This is a genomic window from Ktedonobacter racemifer DSM 44963 (assembly GCF_000178855.1).
Taxonomy (GTDB): Bacteria; Chloroflexota; Ktedonobacteria; order Ktedonobacterales; family Ktedonobacteraceae; genus Ktedonobacter; species Ktedonobacter racemifer.
In genome coordinates, this window is sequence record NZ_ADVG01000001.1 from 2,414,298 (window position 1) to 2,434,211 (window position 19,914).

Genomic DNA, 19,914 nt, shown 5'->3' on the forward strand with positions numbered 1-19,914 from the left:
CAGGCAGCAGCATCGCCGATGCCGCATTCTGCTCGGACTCTGGCATCTTAGGGACTGACGGTAAATCCCTGCGATTTCATGAAGGTGATGGTGCGTTGCTGCACTGCATTCAGAGCACTGCTCAGGGTTCCATGACCGTTCACTGCGTTAGCGAAATTATCACCGAGGTCCGAATAGACCTGGTCCATGGTTGGCCCCCAGACGAAGTTTTGATTCACCTGTGTGGCCCCCTGCTTGAATACACCGTTGATCACCTGATTCTTAAAGAACGGCACCGGGCCGTTGATTGTGGACGAGCTTAAAGAGGTCAGCGAGGCCGGATACGCTCCGCCCCCTGTAAACTCCAATTCGGCGCTCTGCTCGTTGCCACTGATCCACTTGGCAAACTCAGCGGCTTGCTGGGGATGCTTGGAATCCTTAAACACCACGGTAGCTGATCCGCCCCAATCACCATTGGCAGTTCCACCAGCCTGCCACTGTGGAAGAGGGGCGACCTGCCAGTTCCCAGAGCTTTGCGGAGCATTTTGTTCAATGATACCAGCGCCCCACGCACCTGTTAACCAGGTGGCCACTGACCCCGTCTGCAGGTCATGATACCAGCCATTCGCGAAGTCCGCTTCGGTCTTTACCGACTTGGCGCTAATCAAAGCTTGCCAATATGACGCAACTTGCAGAGTCGGTGCATCATTGACGGATACTTTCCAGGATTGACCATTGACACCAAACCAATGGGCTCCCGCTTGCCAGGCTAGCCCGGCAAACTGTCCGGGGTTCTTGGGAGGAAAGTCGGTGATATACTCATTGGGATCGGCGGCATGCAATTTGGCTGCATCATCCGCATACTGGGCCCAGGTAGTGGGCACTGGGAGATTATACTTCTTGAAAATGTCAGCCCGATAGAACATGGCCATGGGACCGCTATCCTGTGGGATGGCGTAGATAGAACTACCGAGGGTCACTTGATTCCACGCCCAGGACGCATACTGATTCTTCACGGAAGCAGCGTCGTAGGGAGCCAGATCGAGAAGTCCACCCGTCGTCTCAAAGGTTGGCAAAAGCTGGTACTCGACTTGGGCCAGATCTGGCGTGTTATTGGCTTTGATTGCCGTGTACAATTTGTTGTATTCATCAGGGCCGGCTCCCACATTGGCCACGTTGACATGGATATCAGGATGGGTCTTGTTGAAGAGCGCAACCTGCTTATCTATATTCGGTATCCAGGACCAATAGGTCAAGGTCACCGGGCCAGTGGAGGTACTGCTGCTCCCCGGACTGGAGCCACCGCAAGCGGCGAGGGGAAGCAGGAGTATGAGCGCAACTGCGACGAAGGCAAACCCGGATGAGAAACGTCGCAACCGCGGAAAAGAAGGGGAAAACCGCATCGTCTGAAACCTCCTTTGGATGTGTAAATAGGAGCAACAACTCTCCTCTCCCTTTGATCTAGAGAGGTCTACCTATCAGGTACTGGTCTCAAAACCCGCGTCATTGCTGAGCTAAGGTTTTTTGTCGCCTGACGCGTTTATTTTTCCGAGAGCCTCCTTATCTCTGACCAGGCGGGCCTGGTGCTGACCTTTGAATCGAATGCCCTGGAGGAGCACATGTAAGGGCTGACTCAAGTGATTTTTCGACATTTTCCGAAAAATTAAAACATCGTATAAATGCAAATATACTGACTTTCAGAGGGTTTGTCAAGGTTGAGCCGCAGCCCTCTGGCTGTTTTTTGATTTTTGCGAAAACAAGCTGGTATTTTGGCTTCTAATGTGCTATAATGAATCGAAAGTTTCTGAAAATATCGGGAGAATGAACTGATGGCAAAGAGGCATAAAACAGATAGCCGTCCAACCATCGCAGAGATTGCGCAAATTGCGGGCGTCTCGATACCGACTGTTTCGAAGGTCTTGAATGGCCGGACAGACGTGGCTCAACAAACCCGCGAACGAGTTGAGAGGGTCATAGAGGAATACGGTTTCGTCCGCAACCGGGCAGCGCGCGCTTTACGCAAGGGCAAAACCGGGCTAGTAGACCTGGTTCTCCCGCGCCTGGACGACGAATATTTCCTGCCCATCTTAGAGGGAGCTTCCCAGGTGGTACGCGAAGCCGGAATGCGCCTGGTGCTGACCTCAACTCATTATCACTCTGAAGAAGATGCGCAGTGGATCAATGACGCGACCGATCGCTCGATCGATGGTATTCTGCTGGTTTTGCCAACAGAAGAAGCCATTGAGCGTCTCGAACAAGCGGGGCGCCCCTTTGTGCTCATTCACAACCAGGGTGGTCTGTTGAACATGGCTCCTTCGGTGAGGATCACCAGTTGGGAAGGGGGGTTTGTGGCAACCCAGCACCTGCTCAACCTCGGACACCGACGGATCGCCTATATAGGTAAGACCTCTCCGACGCGGGACGCCATCGAGCGCATCGCTGGCTATCGCGCGGCCCTGGACGCAGCCCACCTGCCCATCGACCCGCAACTGGAGTGCGCGGGGGAGTTCAACGAGATTGACGGCTATCACGCGACCAGAGCCCTGTTACAGCTAGCGGAACCGCCTACAGCGATCTTCGCTGGCAACGATCACCAGGCTGCCGGCGTCTACCGAGCGCTTCATGAACTGGGCATTACCGTGCCCGATGAAATGAGCGTGATTGGTTTTGATAATCTCCCTTACACCGCAATTATGAATCCTCCGCTGACCACGATACACGCGCCGCGTCTGGAACTCGGACGAGCAGCAGCAGCGATACTCGTGAGCCTGATCAACGAGAAGCCACCCGAAACGGCTCGCGTGGTGCTGCCTACGCATCTGGTCGAACGCCAGTCCTGTCGGCCACTCGCGCAGCAGGCGCACAGGCCCTGAGTGGCTCATCGTATCCGGTGAAGTCCCCCACACCTCTGCGGCGGGGGCGCGCGACAGCGGCCAGCTCCATTGCCACCAGCGTCAAACCCTGCTTTTGCCAGCCCTCGGCGATGAGCTGCTTGGTCTCGCGTCTCGCGCTTCCCCAGTGAGGATGCCTCTGCGATACTTCGGTATCCAGACGAGACGGGTGAGGAGTGAGTATAGCTTGTTTTTACTAACTTGCAAACTATTTTCTTGGATTCTAGATTCATACACGTGAAAACCGTCAAAATCCACCAACTGAATCACCTGCCCTCCACACAGTTCACACGCCTGCAAGCCCTCCCCATGGAGGCTGCGCAGGTGTGGAATGTGTGTGTGGAAACCCACAAGGCAGCCCGCATCCATCTTAAGCCATGGCCCTTGCATTGAGAGGCAATAATGAAGTGTGATGTGTTGCCTACGGTAACTACTTTATGAGTTTGCTGCCACCATAGAGTAGAAGAGGCAGTAGGTAGGAGGCACGGTTCTGCTCAGCTTGATGCTCTACTATAAAATAACAAGCGTGTGATATGCTTCGTCCTTGACGAGAGAAATGCAAAAAGTCGCACCCCTTCAAGGGGAAGCACATCTCAGAGCTTTGATGTGAAGCGCTGTAGCCTGAGAAATGTCCTCATCAGTGCGTGCAGCTGTTTCCCTGTTATCTTCCAGTCAGATGCACAGAAGTTTCTCATTGTCAGTAACCTCGGGTATCGTGAAAGCAAATACGTGCTGTCATGGTTACAGCGCTGCCACATGCTCACCCCTAGGATAATCACCCTGAGCGCAAAGCCTGGAGACTTCTCGTGTGAAAAAGGATGTCTCGGAAGTTTTTCTCCATTCCAGTAGGTGAATCGTAGTAGAACGTTTGGGCCAGAGCAAAGGAGATATGATCGTATACCTCTCCCAGTTACTCCAGTTTATTGAGGGCGATCCTCTGCATATAAAGTTCAACTTGGCCAATCCCCGTAAACATCGAAGCACCGGGTTATTCAGACGCAACGAATCGTGAGAGAGCAACTTAGCAACGTATCTAAAGGAGTCTATTATGGACGAGTCACAATTATTCCACGACCAGCTTCTGGCAACGAAGTTTTTTATCCCTTCTTCCTCCCATGCGCTGATCCCTCGTCCCCGCTTGATTGAGTTGCTCAATACGAGCTTAGAGTGCGCATTGACGCTGGTTTCGGCCCCTGCTGGTTTCGGGAAAACCACGCTGCTCTCGACCTGGATACGATCACTTCCACCAGAGCGCCCGCAGATCGCCTGGGTGTCCCTGGATGAGGGAGACAATGAGCCGACGCTGTTCTGGAGGTATGCGTTCACCGCACTGGACAGCCGGCAGCCCGGGCTCTGCACGCAGCTGATCACCTACCTGCAAACACACCAGGCCCCACCGCTGCGTTCCGTCCTGCAGACGCTCATGAATCGTCTTGCAGAGCAATCTGAGCAGTTCCTCCTGATTCTAGATGACTACCACCTGATCACCGAGCAGGCGATTCACACCTCTCTCTCCTACCTGGTGGAGCATCTTCCTCCTCAACTCCATCTTATCCTGGCGACACGTGCCGACCCTCCGCTGCCCATCTCGTTGCTACGAGCACGTGGGCACCTTCTAGAGGTGCGCACCGACCAGTTACGCTGTAGTCCAGATGAGGTGAAGACCTTCCTCAAGAAGATGGCACGAATCCACCTCTCTCAACACATGGTCGAGGAAGTGGCTACTCGGATAGAAGGCTGGCTGGTGGGTTTGCAATTGCTTGCCCTCTCACTGCAAGGCCTTGCAGATCCTAGCGATTTGCTGAAGGAGGTGAGTGGAAGTCAGCGCTACATCTTCGATTACTTGATCGAGGAAGTGTTCCAGCGTCAGAGCCCCTCCGTGCAAACCTTCCTGTTGCACACCTCGATCCTGAGACGGTTCTCTGCTCCCTTGTGTGATGCTATCCTGGAACAGAGTGGGAGCCAGCAGATGCTTGAGCAGTTGGAACGAGCCAATTTATTCATCGTGTCCCTGGATACACAGCGCCACTGGTATCGCTATCATATCCTCTTTGCCAAAGCATTGCGTCATCTCCTGGAGCAAACACAACCCGCATTAGTACCTCTCTTACATCACCGAGCCGGCCAGTGGTATGCCCAGCACGGTCGCCTGAACGAGGCAATATCTCATACCATCACAGCCCAGGAGTGGCAGCTGGCTGCTGACCTGATCGAGCAAGTTTCTATACTTATCTGGGGAAGCAGTGAGCATGCTATGTTGAGACGCTGGCTGGAGAAGCTCCCCACCGAGATGATACGCTCGCGGCCTCGTCTGTGCCTGGCGTATGCCAAGACACTCTTCATGGTTTCCTCTTACACGACGATAGAACGCTGGTTACAAGACGCAGAAACCACGCTGGGGGGCACTTCACCAACTCTGACGAACGAGGCTGCTGGAACCGGAGCGGTCTCACTCTCCGAACAACGCCTGCGGGACAACCTGTTGGGAGAAATAACTGCCTATCGTGCAATCATTACCGGCTACTATCTCGGGGAGGGGCATTCCACGCTGGCTTTCTGCCAGGAGGCCCTTACCCACCTGGCAGAACAAAGTCTCTTAGCACGAGCAGAAGTCGCCTACGCTCAGTCCCTGGCCTACCATTCCTTCGGTGACATCGTAGCAGCCACCCAGGGCACGAAGGAGGCCACTGCTCTCGCCCAGGCAGCAGGGGACACTTCTTCAACCATTCTCTATATGTGTAGAACAGCGTATTCCTTGCTCTTGCGTGGAAAGCTCCATGAGGTGGTACAGATTGCCCAGCAAGCCGCGCTGCTAGGAACGACACCGGTTGGACTGCCGCATGCCATGATGTGTTGGGCGTATATCTTCCATGCGGACGTATTGCGCGAGTGGAACCGACTTGATGAGGCACTGGAACTGGTATTACAGGGGGTCCAGCTGAGTGAACAGACAGAAACCATTGTGGCTTTATATTTAGGATATACATTACTGATGGGCATCCACCTGGCACGAGAAGAATTGGACGCAGCGCGTCTTGCCTACCAAAAGGCAGAAGAGGTCCTGGCGAAAACCTACAGCCCGTATCGGCGTGATGCATACCTCATCGTGCATTGGGTTCAGTTCTGGTTGGCAGGTGGAGAACTGGAGCGGGCCAGGAACTGGGCACAGGAACGTGCGCAACAGGCCAACGTGCATTCTCCATTGGCATGTGAACGCGAAGATGTAGCCCGCGCGCGTATTTTGCTGGCCCAGAAGATGCCCACCGAGGCCCTCTCGCTCTTGGATTCTCTGCAGGTTCGTGCTGAGAAGCAGGAACGCTGGAGCCATGTGATCGAAATGAAGGTCTTGCAGGCCCTGGCTCATTCCATGTGCGACGAAGATCGAGAGGCTTGCGCTATCCTTGCCCAGGCTGTGCAGCTGGCTGAACCGGAAAACTACACTCGCATCTTTGTGGACGAAGGGGCGCGGATGAAGGCTCTGCTCTCCCATCTACGTGAACAGGAGCGGAAGAAAGGACCAACAGCGTACCTCGATGCGCTGCTAGCGGCTTTCTCATCTGAGAGCGTGACACACATCTCTCCCAAGGGTGGAGACCAGTCTAGAGGACGCATACAGGAACGCCCACTCGTGGAACCTTTAAGCGAACGCGAATTGGAAGTGCTCCATCTGATCGCGCGAGGCGACTCGAACCAGAAAATTGCTGAGATGCTGATGATTACTCTGGATACTGTCAAACGCCATGTGACTCATATTTTCGAGAAACTGGGGGTGAGTAACCGCGTCCAAGCAGTGGCGCGAGCCCGTGCCCTGGACTGGCTCTCCGATGAACGATAATGGCAAAGCAGAGTGCCCTCTACGGAACCCAGGCATCTGAACGCTACAATCGCTATGAGCCTCAAGTAGCTGAAGGATTAACGCATATGTTTGTGATCGGAGTCAAACAGGTCATTCTTCCCTAAAGCATGCAAGCGCAGTTGTGTCGAGGTCGCTTCGCTCCCATTGAACCAGCTAAGCGGTATGATATACTCGCTCATGCCTTTGTTCACCCTCATTCAGGGCTATGCTGGTTTAGGTTTCTTGCTGATGAAGAGGGCAAACTCTTGACAAGTAGAACGGTATCTTCAGGATGCTTCTTCCTTCTGATGTTTTTGGTGCAAAGGTCTTCCTCTTTTTTTCTCTCGGAAAACTCGATTTTTTATTTAGTTCAGCTCAGTGACCTCTGGCACATGCTCCCTTCATTGGTTATCCCACGAAAGTAGGACAGGTGCTCATATGCACAACCCCACAAAAGTGGGATGACCTCCTTCATGTCCAACCCTATACTGTTTGCTGTGAGGGAATGCCCTCCAAATACCCTTGTCAGATCGGCAGAAAGACGGTCGAGTGGCAAAGCAGAGTGCCCATACGTGCGCGTCTCAGCTCCCCTTCACCCTTTGCCGACATGGAGCTTGCTCCCCGGCACCTGGCAACAAGCCAACCAGGAGTGCGTGCAAGTGGAGCGTACAAAGAGCAGCAAGGGTTTTCTTGCTCCGGCCCTTTGTCGAGAGGGCTCGATGTGATATTAACATATAAGGAAACATTATGAGCAACGACTTCAGAAACGAGCAAAGGGATAGGACGATGGTGGCACCGCCCCCAGCGCTGCTGACAGCGACAAATCTCAAAGATCAAACGACCTCCCTCGGTGAGGAGATGAGCAAGGGCTACGTGAAGCCTCTCATTGCTGAACTCATTGGGACGTTCGTCTTCGTCTTCATTGGCGCGGGATCGATCATCACTAATACCTTGACGCATGGCGCGATCGGCTTGTTAGGCATAGCCATTGCCCATGGACTGGCACTTGCCATCGTGATCACCATTTTCGCTGCGACCTCGGGAGGACATATCAACCCCGCTGTCACCATAGGATTGCTGGTAACGAAGCACATTGCGCCCCTTCTGGGGATCCTCTATATCGTGGCCCAACTTGTTGGCGCAACCCTGGCCGCACTGCTGCTGCGGGCCATTTATCCGCAAGCGGTCTGGCAGGCGGCCCAACTCGGCACGCCGAACCTCGCGCCTGGTGTCTCCTTCGGCACTGGAGTTCTCGTTGAGGTGGTCCTGACGTTCTTCTTGCTCCTGGCTGTCTTCGGAACCGCTGTCGATCCACGAGCACCAAAGATCGGTGGCTTTGGCATCGGCCTGACGGTGCTGGTAGATATCCTGGTGGGCGGAGCGCTGACAGGCGCAGCGATGAATCCTGCGGTCGCATTTGGCCCGGCTCTGGCTGGCGGCTTCTGGCAGAATGATCTCGTCTACTGGATCGGACCAATTGTCGGCGCCATTATCGCGTCCCTGATCTACGAGTATGTGATCTTGCGCACGGGACGGGCCGATCATCAGGTGGTTCAGAGCACCACCTGAATGTGTCGCCTCCCAGGCACATCCAGTTCTACTTCTGTAGGAGCAAAGGAAAGATGTGGCGGTAGTGGGGGCACATCAGGGATGTGCCCCCCATATATGTATCTGCTCGATGCTGATCTCAAGATCTGGCGACTGCTGCCGCTGTCGCTCGATCACCTGATATGTCTGGATCATCGCCAATGTGCTGGCCCGTGTCCCTATTCCTCATGCACTTCATGCGTGTATCCTTCTAAATCAAAGAGATAGCGTAAGGCCTCAGCATAGACCTGCCCGTGACCGACTGCCGTTGCCTCTTTGAGGCGCAGCGTTGGTGTATGTAACAGCTTATTGATGAGGCGAATGCTCAGTTCTTGTATCGCAGTAGCTTCTGGCTCAGAAAGTGAGGAGGTTATGAAACAGTTTTGACATAAGCACTAAATTGTGTTAAAATGTGTTTATGAAGAACACATACGATATCCAGGCATTCGGAAAACTTATTGGCAAGTCCACCAAAACGCTCCAAAAATGGGACCGTGAAGGCAAATTAGTTGCTCACCGTTCTCCACAATCAAACAGGCGTTACTATACGCACGATCAATACCTTGAGTATCGCGGGTTTAAAGCGCCAGAACAGGGCCTCACCATCGCTTACTCACGTGTCTCTGGGATTGCTCAAAAGCCTGATTTGCTTCATCAAACAAAAGCGTTAGAAGCCTATTGTCACCAGCATTCGCTCAAGGTCGATGAATGGATGTCGGATATTGGTAGTGGACTCAACTATAAACGCAAACACTTCAATCGTCTCATGGAGATGGTGGAGCTTGGTCAGGTACGGCGCATTGTTCTTGCCCATCGGGATCGGCTAGTTCGCTTTGGTTATGAATACTTTGAAGTGTTTTGCGAGCGACACCATACCGAACTCGTGGTCATCAATGGCGAAAACCTTTCTCCTGAACAAGAGCTTGTGCGAGATTTGATTGCTATCGTGACCGTCTTTTCGGCCCGGCTTCACGGATTGCGCTCCTACAAGAAAGCAATAAAAGATGCTGCTTTGCAAAAAGATCAAGATTGACGTGAGCGAGCAGGATGCCGCTACGCTTGAGTTCATGCAAAGCAAGTGTAGAGGGCTGTACAACTGGTGGGTGATGCGGCTCAGAGAGGGCGAGAAGTGGGATCTCTACGAAGCTAAACGAAGCTTGCAAGAGAGCAAACAGCATGATCCTGAGCTCGTTCAGGTCTATGGTAAACTGCTGCAAGAGGTCTACTACCGCCTTCATGGTGCGATGAAAGCCTTCTATCGCAGAGTCAAAGCAGGAGAGACGCCAGGATTCCCGCGAGTACGCCCACGTCACTGCTTTTTCACGCTCTGCTATCCTGCAATGTATCTCAAGATTGAAGGCGATACGCTCATTCTGCCTACTGGTGGTGGAGGGAAACATGGTGCAAAGGTGTATCCCAACATTGTTGCACGCCTCACAGAAGCGCCCCCAGAGGGTTTTCGAGAAGTGGCGATCAGTCGCGATGGCAGAGGCAACTACTCTGCCTCATTTGTCAGAGAGCGCAACGAGAAACGACACGAAACAGAAGGAACGGTTGCTTTTGATCTAGGCATCAAGACCCTGGCAACAGGCGTCAATGAGCAAGGCAGAGTCTATACCATTGGCGGCTTCAAGGGGGCACGTTGGCACAACAAACAACTGGATAAGATTCGTTCCAAGCGTGACAAGTGCAAAAAGAAATCACGTCGATATATTCACTTAAGCAAGGTCTACAAGCGCGTTTCGCAGAAGAAACGCAATAAACAACAGGATAGTCTTCATAAAGCGTCACACTTGATAGCCCACAAACTGGTTGAGAGAACCGTTGTGGTTGGGGACCTTTCCCAAAGACAAATGGTCACGAAAGAGCATCGAGAGCGCAACAAATACCTCAATCGTGCAGTATTCAATGAGTGGGGCTTGTACACTTTCATTCAAATGCTCACCTACAAAAGCCAATTGTACGGGAAGGACCTTCACTTTTTAGATGAGCACAATACCTCCAAGCAGTGTAGTGGCTGTGGGAATCTGCAAGCCATGCCACTGTGGAAGAGAACGTATTGTTGTGTCGAATGTGGACTCGTTATGGATCGCGATGAGAATAGTGCGCACAATATCCTGACGAGGTTTTTTGCTCGGCAAGAGCCACACACTCAGGCTCGTCCTGAGTGCGGTGTGCTGCATGCGACCCAAAGCGGCGTAGAAGTCAAAGGGGCTTCCTGTAAGGGGCAAGTGCAGCAATTGAATCTATTTGAGGGTGTGTAAGCACTTTTGAGTAGATTTAGAAAGGCAGGACAACTGCCCCATGGTGCGTGCCAGTTCGAGCTTGCGGAAGACGTCAACTCGCTGGCGCAGGTCGCTGATGGTGGCGACAACGCTGTGCGAACGTAACCAGCGCTCAAACTCGCCCACATTCTCAGCGATAATCGATTGCACCTGTTCAACTTCCTGCATGCGGCGAGGCATACCCGGACTTACTTCGGCATGCAGGTCATCCAGGTTATAGAGATGGATTCCTGGCAAGCTGCCAACGGAGGGATCAACGTCGCGCGGGAGAGCAATGTCGAGCAGCAGCAATGAGCGCCCGCCTCGCTGCTTCATCACCTCCTGCACGAGGGCAGGGGTGAGAAGAGCCAGGGGAGTTGACGTGGAACTGATCACTACATCCGCCTCTACCAGAGTGGCCGCAAGTTCAGCAAAGGATCGATGCACTGCCCCGAAGCGTTGGGTCAGGTCAATGGCATGTTCTTGCGTACGATTTATGATGAGCAATCGTTCACTAGGGAGTGCCAAATCGCTAAAAACATGTCCAGAGCCAGTTCGCGAGAGAGAGCACCTCTTTGCGCATCCCGTGGGTATATGAGGACTCTAGCGCCGCTACGCGCATGTGATCGCAGCAGGTCTTTGGCGTTCAAGGAAGCATCAGGGCCTGGTCATACAGGCCCTGATGCTTCCTTGAACGCGTCTTGCCCCTTCTAAGAGAAGGCTATACTCCTCCAACCGATGTGGGGAGCTCAGGTCTGAGCTCCAAACCGAGGCCTTTGGCCACCCGCGCTCCCAGATCGGGGTCGACCTGGGACCAGTAGTTATTGACTGTGCGTTCTTGAATCACGCGCTCAACGCCCTGACTGATGTGTCCGACAATATTGTCGACCAGGTGCTCGCGGTCCGTCTCGGTCATCACGTGGCGGTAGAGATTGCCTGCCTGCACGAAGTCGTTGTCCTCTGCATGCAGGGTATACGCGCTGCGCATGATCTCGCCGCTGGCGAACCAACTGGGCTCAGGATAGCGCTGCGGGTCAGCCTGCGGGCCACCATAGCTGTTGGGTGCGTAGACGGGCTGATTGCCGTTGTGGCGGTAGCGCATCGAGCCGTCCTTACTATAGCTATGCACCTCGACCTCGGGCGCGTTGACCGGCAACTGCTTGTAGTTGGTGCCGATGCGATAGCGGTGCGTGTCGGCATAGCTGAACAGGCGGCCCAGCAGCATCTTGTCCGGGCTGGGACCGATGCCGGGCACCATGTTCGAGGGTTCAAAAGCAGCCTGCTCGATCTGGGCGAAGAAATTCTCAGGGTTGCGGTCAAGCACCATGCGCCCGATGGAAATGGTCGGATAGTCTTTGTGCGGCCAGACCTTGGTGAGATCGAAGGGATTGAAGCGATACGTCGCTGCATCCTCGAAGGGCATGATTTGCATTTCCAGCCGCCAGACCGGGTAATCCTTCTTCTGGATGGCCTCACGCAGGTCGCGACGATGGTAGTCGGGATCTTCGGCCGTCATCGCCTTGGCCTCGGCGTTGGTGAAGTTGGCGATGCCCTGCTCCGTCTTGAAGTGGTATTTGACCCAGAACCGTTCCCCCTTGGCGTTGATCCACATATAAGTATGGCTGCTATAGCCGTTCATGTGGCGCAAGGTGCGGGGCGTCCCTCGATCGGACATCAGGATGGTGACCTGGTGGGCTGATTCTGGGGAGAGGGACCAGAAGTCCCACTGTGCATTGTTGCTGCGCAGATCGTCGCCGGGCATGCGCTTCTGAGAGTGGATGAAGTCCTGGAACTTGCTCGCATCGCGCACGAAGAAGACCGGTGTATTGTTACCGACCATATCGTAGTTGCCCTCTTCAGTATAGAACTTGATGGCGAACCCGCGTGGGTCGCGCACCGTGTCGGCTGAGCCCAGTTCACCCGCCACCGTCGAGAAGCGGATGAGCAGCGGAGTGCGCTTGCCAACTGTATTGAGGAACGCTGCCCTGGTCCACTGGGTCACGTCCTCCGTTACCTCAAAGTAACCGAAGGCACCGGTACCCTTGGCGTGGACGACCCGTTCGGGCACGCGCTCACGGTTGAACTGCGCCATTTTCTCGATGAGATAGCTATCCTGCAATAGGGTGGGTCCATCGGGACCCACGGTAGCCGAATATTCATCGCTTGAGACGGGAATGCCTGCATCGGTCGTCGTTATCGGATTTTGTTGTTCGCGTTGATCGCTCACTTGTTCCTCCCAATCGTGATCTGTTCCATAAATGTTGACGTTGTCCTCAGATGAAATGATTACACGCTACACATACACGCTCTCCTGGTTTAGACCCTATTACCAGGTGTCGGAGAGCAGGCTCCATATTGGCAACGGGTGGAGGATAGCTGAGACTCGCTCCTTGCGGTGATACAATTCCTGACCGCTCGACCCTCCTTCTGCCTATCTGGCAAGGGTATTTGGAGGCATTTCCTCATGGGAAACAGTATAGGGTTGGACATGATCGAGGTCATCCCACAAAAGTGGGATTGTGCATATGAGCACCTGTCCTACTTTCGTGGAATAACCAATGAAGGGAGCATATGCCGGAGGACACTGAGGTGAGTTCTGTCAGAAGGCATGATGCGATTGCAGAACGCTATTCACAGGAAGTGGCAAAGAATGAGGATACCGAACGCATCGCACAGCGCCGCGTAGAACTCGAAGCAGAGCAAAAGCGGCTCGTGACGGCACTCACCAAGGGCTACCTGGATGAAAAGGACTTAGACGCCAGATAGAGGGTATCTGCTCAGAATTGTTTACGCTCCCAGCCCTCCTAGAGCAAGGCACGGAAATAATCAGACAAGCGGCTCTTTCCGTGGGGGAAGCGCTCACAGAGATGACCGCCTCTTGGGGTGAGGCAACCCCGGAGGAGCGGCGCGATATCGTTGGTGAGCTGCTCATGGTGGAAGGGCTGGTCTACGACCTGGAGCGGCAAGTCATCGTCGGGCTTATCCCGCGGCCCAGCGTCTTGCCCATCCTCGCGTTAGGGATCCAACAGACGGGGAAATGGGAGCAGAGAGAGGAGGGGCTCTGGTGACGCGCCGAGTACTGGCCGCCCAAGCGAGACCTCGCCACCAGGCATCTCCCACCACCCGCTCCCCCGAGCCTCTCGCCCACACAGCGAAAAGAGGCGATCGCGCTCTTGCAGCAACCCGAGATGTCCATTCGCAAAGTCGCAAGTAGGCTGGGCACCTCACGGGGAACGGTCCAGCGGTTGGTTGAGCAGGAAGGCATCGAGCGGCAGACGAGCCAGAAGCTCTCGCCCGAGCAGCGGGAAGAGGCGTTCAGACTACTGGATGAGGGGGTATCGCAGAGGCAGGTGGCCCAGCAGTTCGGCGTCAACCCCGAGTCCCTTCGGCGGTTGGCCATGAGGCACAAGCCCTCGTAAAAAAAGTACGCCAATACTCGATGAGTGTCAGCGTGTCCCACTGGGGTTGCTCAAACGGAACCGACGGGATTCTGCTCCGATTTTCATATGCAAACGTATGCAAGCACACATTCACACCGAATTTCGTTGTTCCTGTTTCATCCGTAGGTGCCTCCGGGCCGAAGCCTTTTGGTCTTACCCCGCGTCCGCAGGCAAGTTTGCGTCTTCGTCCGAGCCAGTACCGGAGACGGCTTGATCCATCAGCCCGATCAAGCGAAGGGCTTCCCGTAACACATTCTGACCTGCGTTGTGATCTCGATCCTGCGGAAACTGATCATACGGACAAGCAGGATTCTGACACACAAAGATGCGATCCTTGAGCGTCATCGCTTCCCACGTCCAACCGCAGCAATGACAGGTCTTACTAGAAGGAAAGAAACGGTCCACCTTGATCACCTCTCCCCCACGTTGCGCCACTTTTGCCTCGAGCAGACGTCTGAGGGTGCCGAGCGAGGCATCGGCGAACGAGCGAGCGAGACGGCGATTCTTGAGGAGTCCCTTGAGGTGGAGATCTTCCACCCCGATGATCCCGTAACTGTCGGCTAGTTTGGTTGTGAGCTTCTGAAGGACATCCTGGCGCAGGCAGGTGATGCGATAATGCAGACGGGCGACCTGTCGGCGCGCTTTCTCCCGATTCGCGGGATCCCAGTTTTCGGCGGTGCAGCCGTTTGTTGGCCTGACGCAATTTCTTGAGGGTGGTTTTGAGGAAGGCTTGGTTTTCGACTTCCTCTCCTGTACTCAAGGTGGCCAGGCGGTTCAGCCCCACATCGATACCCACGGCGGCTGGTTTCTTCACCGCGATGGTATCAGGGATCTCGACCTGGATGGACACAAACCACCACTCGGCTGTTTTGGTGATGCGTGCCCCCTTCACGCGGCCCGCAAACCGGAGCTTCTCGGCCATATTCACCCAGCCGAGCTTGGGGATCCACATGCGGTGATCACCCAGTTCAAACTGATCGTTGGCGAGGTAGAAACTCGGCGTACTGCGCTTCTTGCTTTTGAACTTCGGGCGGCGTGCACGGCCCTCAAAGAACGCGGTAAACGCCTTGCCCAAATCGAGAAAGGGCTGATCAGAGGCGTTCTTGGTGACCTCCCAGGTCCAGGGGAATTGCTCCCGCCTGATCTCGTTAAACTGCTTCTTGAGCTTGAAGGCGGTGGGGCTTCCCCCGGCCTCATATTGGCGGTTCCACTCAGCCAATGCCCAGTTCCAGACAAAGCGTGCGGTCCCGGCGGCTTTGGCAAAGTACACCGCCTGTTCCGCTGTGGGATGGAGTCTGATCTTATGCGCCTTGATCATCCCTCACATCCTTTCACAGAACCGCTGCTCGAAGAAGGTTGTTGTTTAAAACATACGTTCCACAACTACATCTTAACCTATTTTCCTCGCTTTTTCAATACTGTTGAAACCTCTTTACCTCGTCCAGGTTATGCCGCTCCCGATGGCAGTCCGCCTGCTCGCGCAGAGCCTCACGTTGGGAAAGACAGCGCGACTATTACGAGTACCATCTGAAGGCGCGCGACAACATACGGGGGGATGTACGGGGATCACGCGGGCTTACCTGGAATCAGGCTATTTATATGCTGCTGCCCAAATACGAGGAAACACTGGGGTCGATCTAGCCGCATTCGCGCGAGGTCGGCTTTAACCTACTGAAATTCCCGACCGACATCAAAGAGTATTCGAAGAACCCGTCGCGCCGTGAAGGGAAACAACAGGGAGGGGGGCATGACCCCGCGCATTCCTGACCCTGAGGCCTCTCCGGCATACATGCACGGAGGTTCCTGTTCCTCACCCACCGTTTCCGGCCTCTCCCGAAGGAGAAACCGGCTCTTGGTGGAGATAGGCAGGACTTTTCAGCCGACGCGCTCCGGCACGGGCAGCTCCGCTTTTGCGTCGAGCCACTAAGCCCATGCTTCGGGGCAAGTGCTGCCCCTCATTCGCACGTTGTTGAAGCTCCTCCATCACGGCTTGCAGGCGCGGCTCCGCACCTTCCCAGACAGGCTGGGTGAGAGAGGGGATCGTTTGCTGCGGTTCCAGGTAGGAAAGCCGCGAATGCCGAGTAGAGATCACGCTGCACCGGCCCGAATCCGCAAGGACATTGGTGCCAGCGCTCTGATCTTGGCTTCTTGTGATACTGCCCCGACTTCTGGCAGTACTGAGAGAGTCTGGTCTGGTAGGCTGAGGCTTCGTGCAGGGTGCCGCCAGTTTTTGCAACTATGCGAGTCAAATGCGCTAGAAACATCCCTGGTGCGCGAAGTCCGATGCTCCGACCATACTGCTTCTGCCATCCTTTGAACGAGGTTTTCTCTATGGTGATCGTGTTCCCCACCGAAGCGATGCGATGAGCCAGATTGCCATGCAGACTCTTGCGGTGTGCGGCGAGTCTGCGCTCAGCATTGGCATGTTGTCTCCTGGTCGCCTGGTACCGCTTGCTCTCCTTCCAACGCAGGCGTTTGCCCGACTTCACCCGGCCTTGCTCATCGTAGTTTTCTGGATTGTTGGCGCGGCGTTGCCGGTCCATTTTCCGTTGGATGCGCCGCTTTTTTCGGGCGTTCTGGGTTAATTCCTCGCAGAACGTGACCAGATCGGCTTTGCCCTCGCGCGACACAATGGCAAGGCTGGAGGGGCCGATATCCAGACCAATCGTGTCGGTTCCGGTCTGCACGTGCTTTTTCTTGATGAGTGCGTGACCCTCTAAGATGAGCTGGACGCGCATAGCGGTTGCCATCGTGATCGGCCCCTTGAGCGGAGGGCGAGGAAGCCTTGCGGCGGACCAGGCGGACATATTTGATCTTGTGGCGCATACCATGCTGGATCACGGGATCGTGCCAGTCGATGATCGTCGGAATGACCTCTTGGTTCCAGATCAGGAAGCCACCGTCTCCCGCATTGGGGTCCAGCACGAAGCGCATGCCGGCGTCGTTGCGTTTGCCCTCCACGCTATCAATGCCACGTCCCTTGCTGCGGAAGCGTACTCGTTTGGCTTTCCCAACACAGACCCGATTGACCGCCTGATAGGCGCGAGTCGCAAGGGTTTGAGCCATCGTGCTCTCAATGTGGTCGACGATCCAGGAGACACGGGCACGCTTGGCATACTCGTGCATCTCATATTCTGAGAAGTGGTATTTTGTGCGTAAGGCAGAAAAAGCCTGAGCGCGTTTCTGTTCGTGCGAGTGTGGGAGAGCCCGCGCCTTGTTCCAAGCAGGATCATTGCGCATGCACCGGAGCCGCTTCATGGCTTCAGCAAGCAGAGCGTTGTAGAGGCACCGAGCACCTTCCAGGTGCGCACGTACATGGCGTTCCTGGCTCCAATCGACTTGGAGGGGGAGTTCAAGAAGAAAGGTCGGTGTCGCGGGCTCGCTTCATGACGTGCTTTGCCTTCCGATGCAGAGTATCTCTTGAGAAAGAGACAGGACGGCTGCCCGTCTCTCGTGTCTTTCCACACGTTCACATGTCTACACCGCTATTCCAGTTGGGCAGGCTTCTTCCGGTCACTCGACGACGTACCGTTCGGAAATGGATTCGTGAGAAGCAACTCCGTGCGATTACGTTAGGTCGAAGAGAAGGATACCGGATCCGGCGCTCTGACTGAAAGGAGTTTCGCGCGCAAGCGTGAAACAAGAGAAGACGATGATCTTTCTTCATCTTGTGGAGAACACAGTACGAAAGAAGAGTGATGCTTCCCCTCCACCCAACCAGCCCGAAAGGAACGCCCATTCATCCCCGCCTTAGAAAAAGCGGGGCTTTCTGGGCCGTTCTCTGTAATCACGGTCACCCAGCAACGGAGCCGCATTACGGACCCGGACTGGACCGCTATCGCTGACTCGTTGCAAATCAATGCGGCCTTTGCGCCGTTTCCGCTCGATGCGCGACTACTCTCAAGACCTCCCGACGAATCGCATCGCTAAACGGGCGGATGACGAACCAGTACGCCGTGAAAGCCCGCATTGTCTCTGGGTCCATCGCGTGAATGCGGGTCTCGGTACTTAGCAGATTGCCCTTGGGGGTGGATTCCAGGCGGAACGCCATCCCTCATTGATAATTTTAAATTTATTGCTTATATCTGTAATGATATAAGCAATATTTGATTAGAAATCTCGATAGTACCTGGGGACTAGAGTGTAAGAAGAATTTGTAATATGAGGATATTGATGATATTATCATCATAAAGCTACAAGAATAATTGTGGCAGTCGAATAGAATTCGTAATCTACATTAAAAACCTTGTTTATATTCACTAGAAAAACGTACCAGTACTGTGCCTGCTCGATGTCTTTTTCTTGTTGCCACCAGGAAAGAGACCGGTAAGCTCTAATCAATTTGAGCAATACTGCACCTTTATGCCAGGCTCACTCCCCATAGCATTTAGGCATGATCAGCAGGAATGTGTGGTAAGATTGTGTTTTTGTTAGAAGGTGCAAGTATAAGCTCCTTGGGTTTTAATTTTGTGCTGAGTACGTCAATGAAGTCCACTCGTTATTAACGAGCACTACATTGTACCTTTTAGAGAAAGAAAGTTGGGTTCATTGGTATGAAAGAACTTACTTTGTCACGCCCTCAGCCGATTACTTTTTATACTGGCATTCTGTCCCTTGGACTCCTGACTGCTGGTGCTCATCTGTACCTTGCTTCTCAACCCGATGAGTCTCTCAGGTTCATCTTTTTACTCAATGGGTTTGGTTATCTTGCTTTGCTTGTAGGCTTCGTTCTGCCCCAATTTAAAAAGATTCACGCAATCGTTGATCTGTTGTTTCTCGGCTACACCTTGTTAACCATTATCTTATGGTTTTTCTTTGGTAGCCCAAGCGCAGGCGGAGCGTGGGATCCATTCGATGTACTCGTGAAGGGAGCTGAACTGCTTCTCATTATCCAGCTCTTTATCGATTTTAGGCAGACACGCTCAATGCAACCAGAAGTGCAAAAATAGGAGTAGGACTTGTATCTAGTCTAGATTGAGAGTAAGGCGGGGATCATCGCGGTCTCCGCGTTTGCCTATGCAAATGAGCGCATTAATGTGGTTCTGGCGCGCTCGCGTCCGCAAAGTCTTTATCTGGAAGGGCCAGTAGTTGTCACCGATCAGCCATTCGATCCCGAGCTGGCCTCATCCGGTGGCGATTTTTCCTGGTGGATTGGCAATTAACAGGGCCTCGCCAGTGGGCCAGATGTGTTCTATCCCTTCTGGAATGATACGCGGACAGGGAATCTAGAGATTTTCGTGGCTGCTATCACATAAATTGCACACACATCGGTCGTGGCACAGCGAGCATGGCTCCTCAACTCCAACCTGGAGAGACTCTACGAAAACGGGGCAAGCTCATTCACAGGAACTGATTCGCAAAATGTACACCCAACCACTGCGTCCAACCATCAAGGCGATATACGAAAGTATAGAACTCAAAGATCTCGCAGATAAGCTGACCAAATTGAGTGGAGCACCCGTTTTAGTGCCCACCTATCGGCAAGTCTCGTACTCATCGAGTCCTTCTCTAATGAGAAAGGCGTTACTGAAGCCCGCTCCGGGCTCAAACATCCACTCAGGGATAAAATCTCCCCATACTCCTACACGCTCTCTATTCCTTTCCCCGCTGAGGAATGCCAGGTTGATGAGCACACCATAGACCTGTTCATCGTCGCGCAGGATGGCACTCCCATTACACGCCGAGTTCACGCTGCTGGCATGGTATGTGTTAAAACCGGAGCAATCCTTGCCGGAGTTCTCTCACTCGATAGCCTGAAAGAAGAAGAGTATATGCGGCTGGTCAAATAGGCAATGGAGAGAAAAGAAGATCTGGTAAAGCGCTATGATTGCAAACATTCCTGGCCCTGCTTTGGCAAGCCTACGGTGATCTTCCACGACCGTGGAAAAATTTTCTGGCCAGAAATCGCGCAATAATCA

General features: G+C 53.9%; 18 protein-coding genes and 2 pseudogenes. 12 read left to right on the forward strand and 8 right to left on the reverse strand.

Annotated features, from left to right (window positions below; translation table 11 throughout):
* Nucleotides 1-47: 47 nt before the first annotated feature.
* Nucleotides 48-1,382, reverse strand: a complete 1,335-nt coding sequence (locus tag KRAC_RS10470; RefSeq protein WP_007906756.1) for an ABC transporter substrate-binding protein — start codon at nucleotides 1,380-1,382, stop codon at nucleotides 48-50.
* A 426-nt stretch (nucleotides 1,383-1,808) separates the two neighbouring features.
* Here KRAC_RS10470 and KRAC_RS10475 point away from each other — a divergent pair, with 426 nt between their 5' ends.
* The 4 genes from KRAC_RS10475 (at nucleotide 1,809) to KRAC_RS10490 (ending at nucleotide 8,274) form a co-directional block, all read left to right on the forward strand.
* Nucleotides 1,809-2,852 carry a LacI family DNA-binding transcriptional regulator gene (locus KRAC_RS10475; protein WP_007906761.1) on the forward strand — a complete coding sequence of 348 codons (1,044 nt, stop codon included), beginning with the start codon at nucleotides 1,809-1,811 and terminating at the stop codon, nucleotides 2,850-2,852.
* Nucleotides 2,853-3,918: 1,066 nt separating this feature from the next.
* Nucleotides 3,919-6,705: a winged helix-turn-helix domain-containing protein gene (locus KRAC_RS10485; RefSeq protein ID WP_007906763.1), complete on the forward strand. Its 2,787-nt coding sequence runs from the start codon at nucleotides 3,919-3,921 to the stop codon at nucleotides 6,703-6,705.
* Nucleotides 6,705-6,830 carry a hypothetical protein gene (locus KRAC_RS78190; protein ID WP_007906765.1) on the forward strand — a complete coding sequence of 42 codons (126 nt, stop codon included), beginning with the start codon at nucleotides 6,705-6,707 and terminating at the stop codon, nucleotides 6,828-6,830. Before KRAC_RS10485 ends, KRAC_RS78190 begins: the two co-directional genes overlap by 1 nt.
* Nucleotides 6,831-7,491: 661 nt before the next feature.
* Nucleotides 7,492-8,274, forward strand: coding sequence for an aquaporin (locus KRAC_RS10490; protein ID WP_157506381.1), 783 nt, complete (start codon nucleotides 7,492-7,494; stop codon nucleotides 8,272-8,274).
* 197 nt (nucleotides 8,275-8,471) lie between these two features.
* Here the strand turns inward: KRAC_RS10490 and KRAC_RS79410 are convergent, their stop codons facing one another.
* On the reverse strand, nucleotides 8,472-8,666 hold the full coding sequence (locus KRAC_RS79410; RefSeq protein ID WP_083814691.1) for a hypothetical protein: 195 nt from the start codon (nucleotides 8,664-8,666) through the stop codon (nucleotides 8,472-8,474).
* Nucleotides 8,667-8,710: 44 nt separating this feature from the next.
* Between KRAC_RS79410 and KRAC_RS10495 the strand changes: the two genes are divergently transcribed.
* Entirely contained in the window at nucleotides 8,711-9,325 is a 615-nt protein-coding gene (locus tag KRAC_RS10495; RefSeq protein ID WP_007906770.1) for an IS607 family transposase, read from the forward strand.
* Nucleotides 9,297-10,556: an RNA-guided endonuclease InsQ/TnpB family protein gene (locus KRAC_RS10500; protein WP_007906772.1), complete on the forward strand. Its 1,260-nt coding sequence runs from the start codon at nucleotides 9,297-9,299 to the stop codon at nucleotides 10,554-10,556. Before KRAC_RS10495 ends, KRAC_RS10500 begins: the two co-directional genes overlap by 29 nt.
* Here KRAC_RS10500 and KRAC_RS10505 read toward each other — a convergent pair.
* A complete protein-coding gene (locus KRAC_RS10505; RefSeq protein ID WP_083814588.1) occupies nucleotides 10,539-11,084 on the reverse strand; it encodes a glutamyl-tRNA reductase in 546 nt (181 codons plus the stop codon). The two genes, KRAC_RS10500 and KRAC_RS10505, sit on opposite strands and share 18 nt — an antisense overlap.
* Before the next feature lie 193 nt (nucleotides 11,085-11,277).
* A complete protein-coding gene (locus KRAC_RS10510; protein ID WP_007906774.1) occupies nucleotides 11,278-12,783 on the reverse strand; it encodes a catalase in 1,506 nt (501 codons plus the stop codon).
* A 344-nt stretch (nucleotides 12,784-13,127) separates the two neighbouring features.
* Between KRAC_RS10510 and KRAC_RS10515 the strand changes: the two genes are divergently transcribed.
* The 4 genes and pseudogenes from KRAC_RS10515 (at nucleotide 13,128) to KRAC_RS10525 (ending at nucleotide 13,975) form a co-directional block, all read left to right on the forward strand.
* The gene (locus KRAC_RS10515) at nucleotides 13,128-13,322 is read left to right on the forward strand and encodes a hypothetical protein (RefSeq protein WP_007906777.1); all 195 of its coding nucleotides are present in this window, start codon (nucleotides 13,128-13,130) and stop codon (nucleotides 13,320-13,322) included.
* 101 nt (nucleotides 13,323-13,423) lie between these two features.
* Nucleotides 13,424-13,624, forward strand: coding sequence for a hypothetical protein (locus tag KRAC_RS10520; protein WP_244422004.1), 201 nt, complete (start codon nucleotides 13,424-13,426; stop codon nucleotides 13,622-13,624).
* A gap of 72 nt (nucleotides 13,625-13,696) precedes the next feature.
* Nucleotides 13,697-13,807, forward strand: a pseudogene (locus KRAC_RS78195) (helix-turn-helix domain-containing protein); the annotation flags it as partial.
* Complete coding sequence (locus KRAC_RS10525; protein WP_274532116.1) at nucleotides 13,802-13,975, forward strand: helix-turn-helix domain-containing protein; 174 nt, start codon at nucleotides 13,802-13,804, stop codon at nucleotides 13,973-13,975. The pseudogene KRAC_RS78195 and the gene KRAC_RS10525, both read left to right, overlap by 6 nt.
* A 174-nt stretch (nucleotides 13,976-14,149) precedes the next feature.
* On the opposite strand, the pseudogene KRAC_RS10530 reads toward KRAC_RS10525, so the two are convergent.
* Together KRAC_RS10530 and KRAC_RS75765 are read right to left on the reverse strand one after the other, a co-directional pair.
* Nucleotides 14,150-15,314: pseudogene (locus KRAC_RS10530) on the reverse strand (RNA-guided endonuclease InsQ/TnpB family protein).
* Between the two features lie 637 nt (nucleotides 15,315-15,951).
* Nucleotides 15,952-16,746, reverse strand: a complete 795-nt coding sequence (locus KRAC_RS75765; RefSeq protein WP_244422006.1) for a hypothetical protein — start codon at nucleotides 16,744-16,746, stop codon at nucleotides 15,952-15,954.
* On the opposite strand from KRAC_RS75765, the gene KRAC_RS75770 reads away from it, so the two are divergent.
* On the forward strand, nucleotides 16,718-17,134 hold the full coding sequence (locus tag KRAC_RS75770) for a hypothetical protein (RefSeq protein ID WP_040442267.1): 417 nt from the start codon (nucleotides 16,718-16,720) through the stop codon (nucleotides 17,132-17,134). The two genes, KRAC_RS75765 and KRAC_RS75770, sit on opposite strands and share 29 nt — an antisense overlap.
* Before the next feature lie 718 nt (nucleotides 17,135-17,852).
* Here KRAC_RS75770 and KRAC_RS10550 read toward each other — a convergent pair.
* On the reverse strand, nucleotides 17,853-18,047 hold the full coding sequence (locus KRAC_RS10550) for a hypothetical protein (RefSeq protein WP_007906789.1): 195 nt from the start codon (nucleotides 18,045-18,047) through the stop codon (nucleotides 17,853-17,855).
* A 502-nt stretch (nucleotides 18,048-18,549) separates the two neighbouring features.
* On the opposite strand from KRAC_RS10550, the gene KRAC_RS10555 reads away from it, so the two are divergent.
* Nucleotides 18,550-18,945: a hypothetical protein gene (locus KRAC_RS10555; RefSeq protein WP_007906790.1), complete on the forward strand. Its 396-nt coding sequence runs from the start codon at nucleotides 18,550-18,552 to the stop codon at nucleotides 18,943-18,945.
* A gap of 525 nt (nucleotides 18,946-19,470) precedes the next feature.
* On the opposite strand, the gene KRAC_RS73680 is transcribed toward KRAC_RS10555, so the two are convergent.
* Nucleotides 19,471-19,686 carry a hypothetical protein gene (locus tag KRAC_RS73680; RefSeq protein WP_040442271.1) on the reverse strand — a complete coding sequence of 72 codons (216 nt, stop codon included), beginning with the start codon at nucleotides 19,684-19,686 and terminating at the stop codon, nucleotides 19,471-19,473.
* Nucleotides 19,687-19,914: the final 228 nt, after the last annotated feature.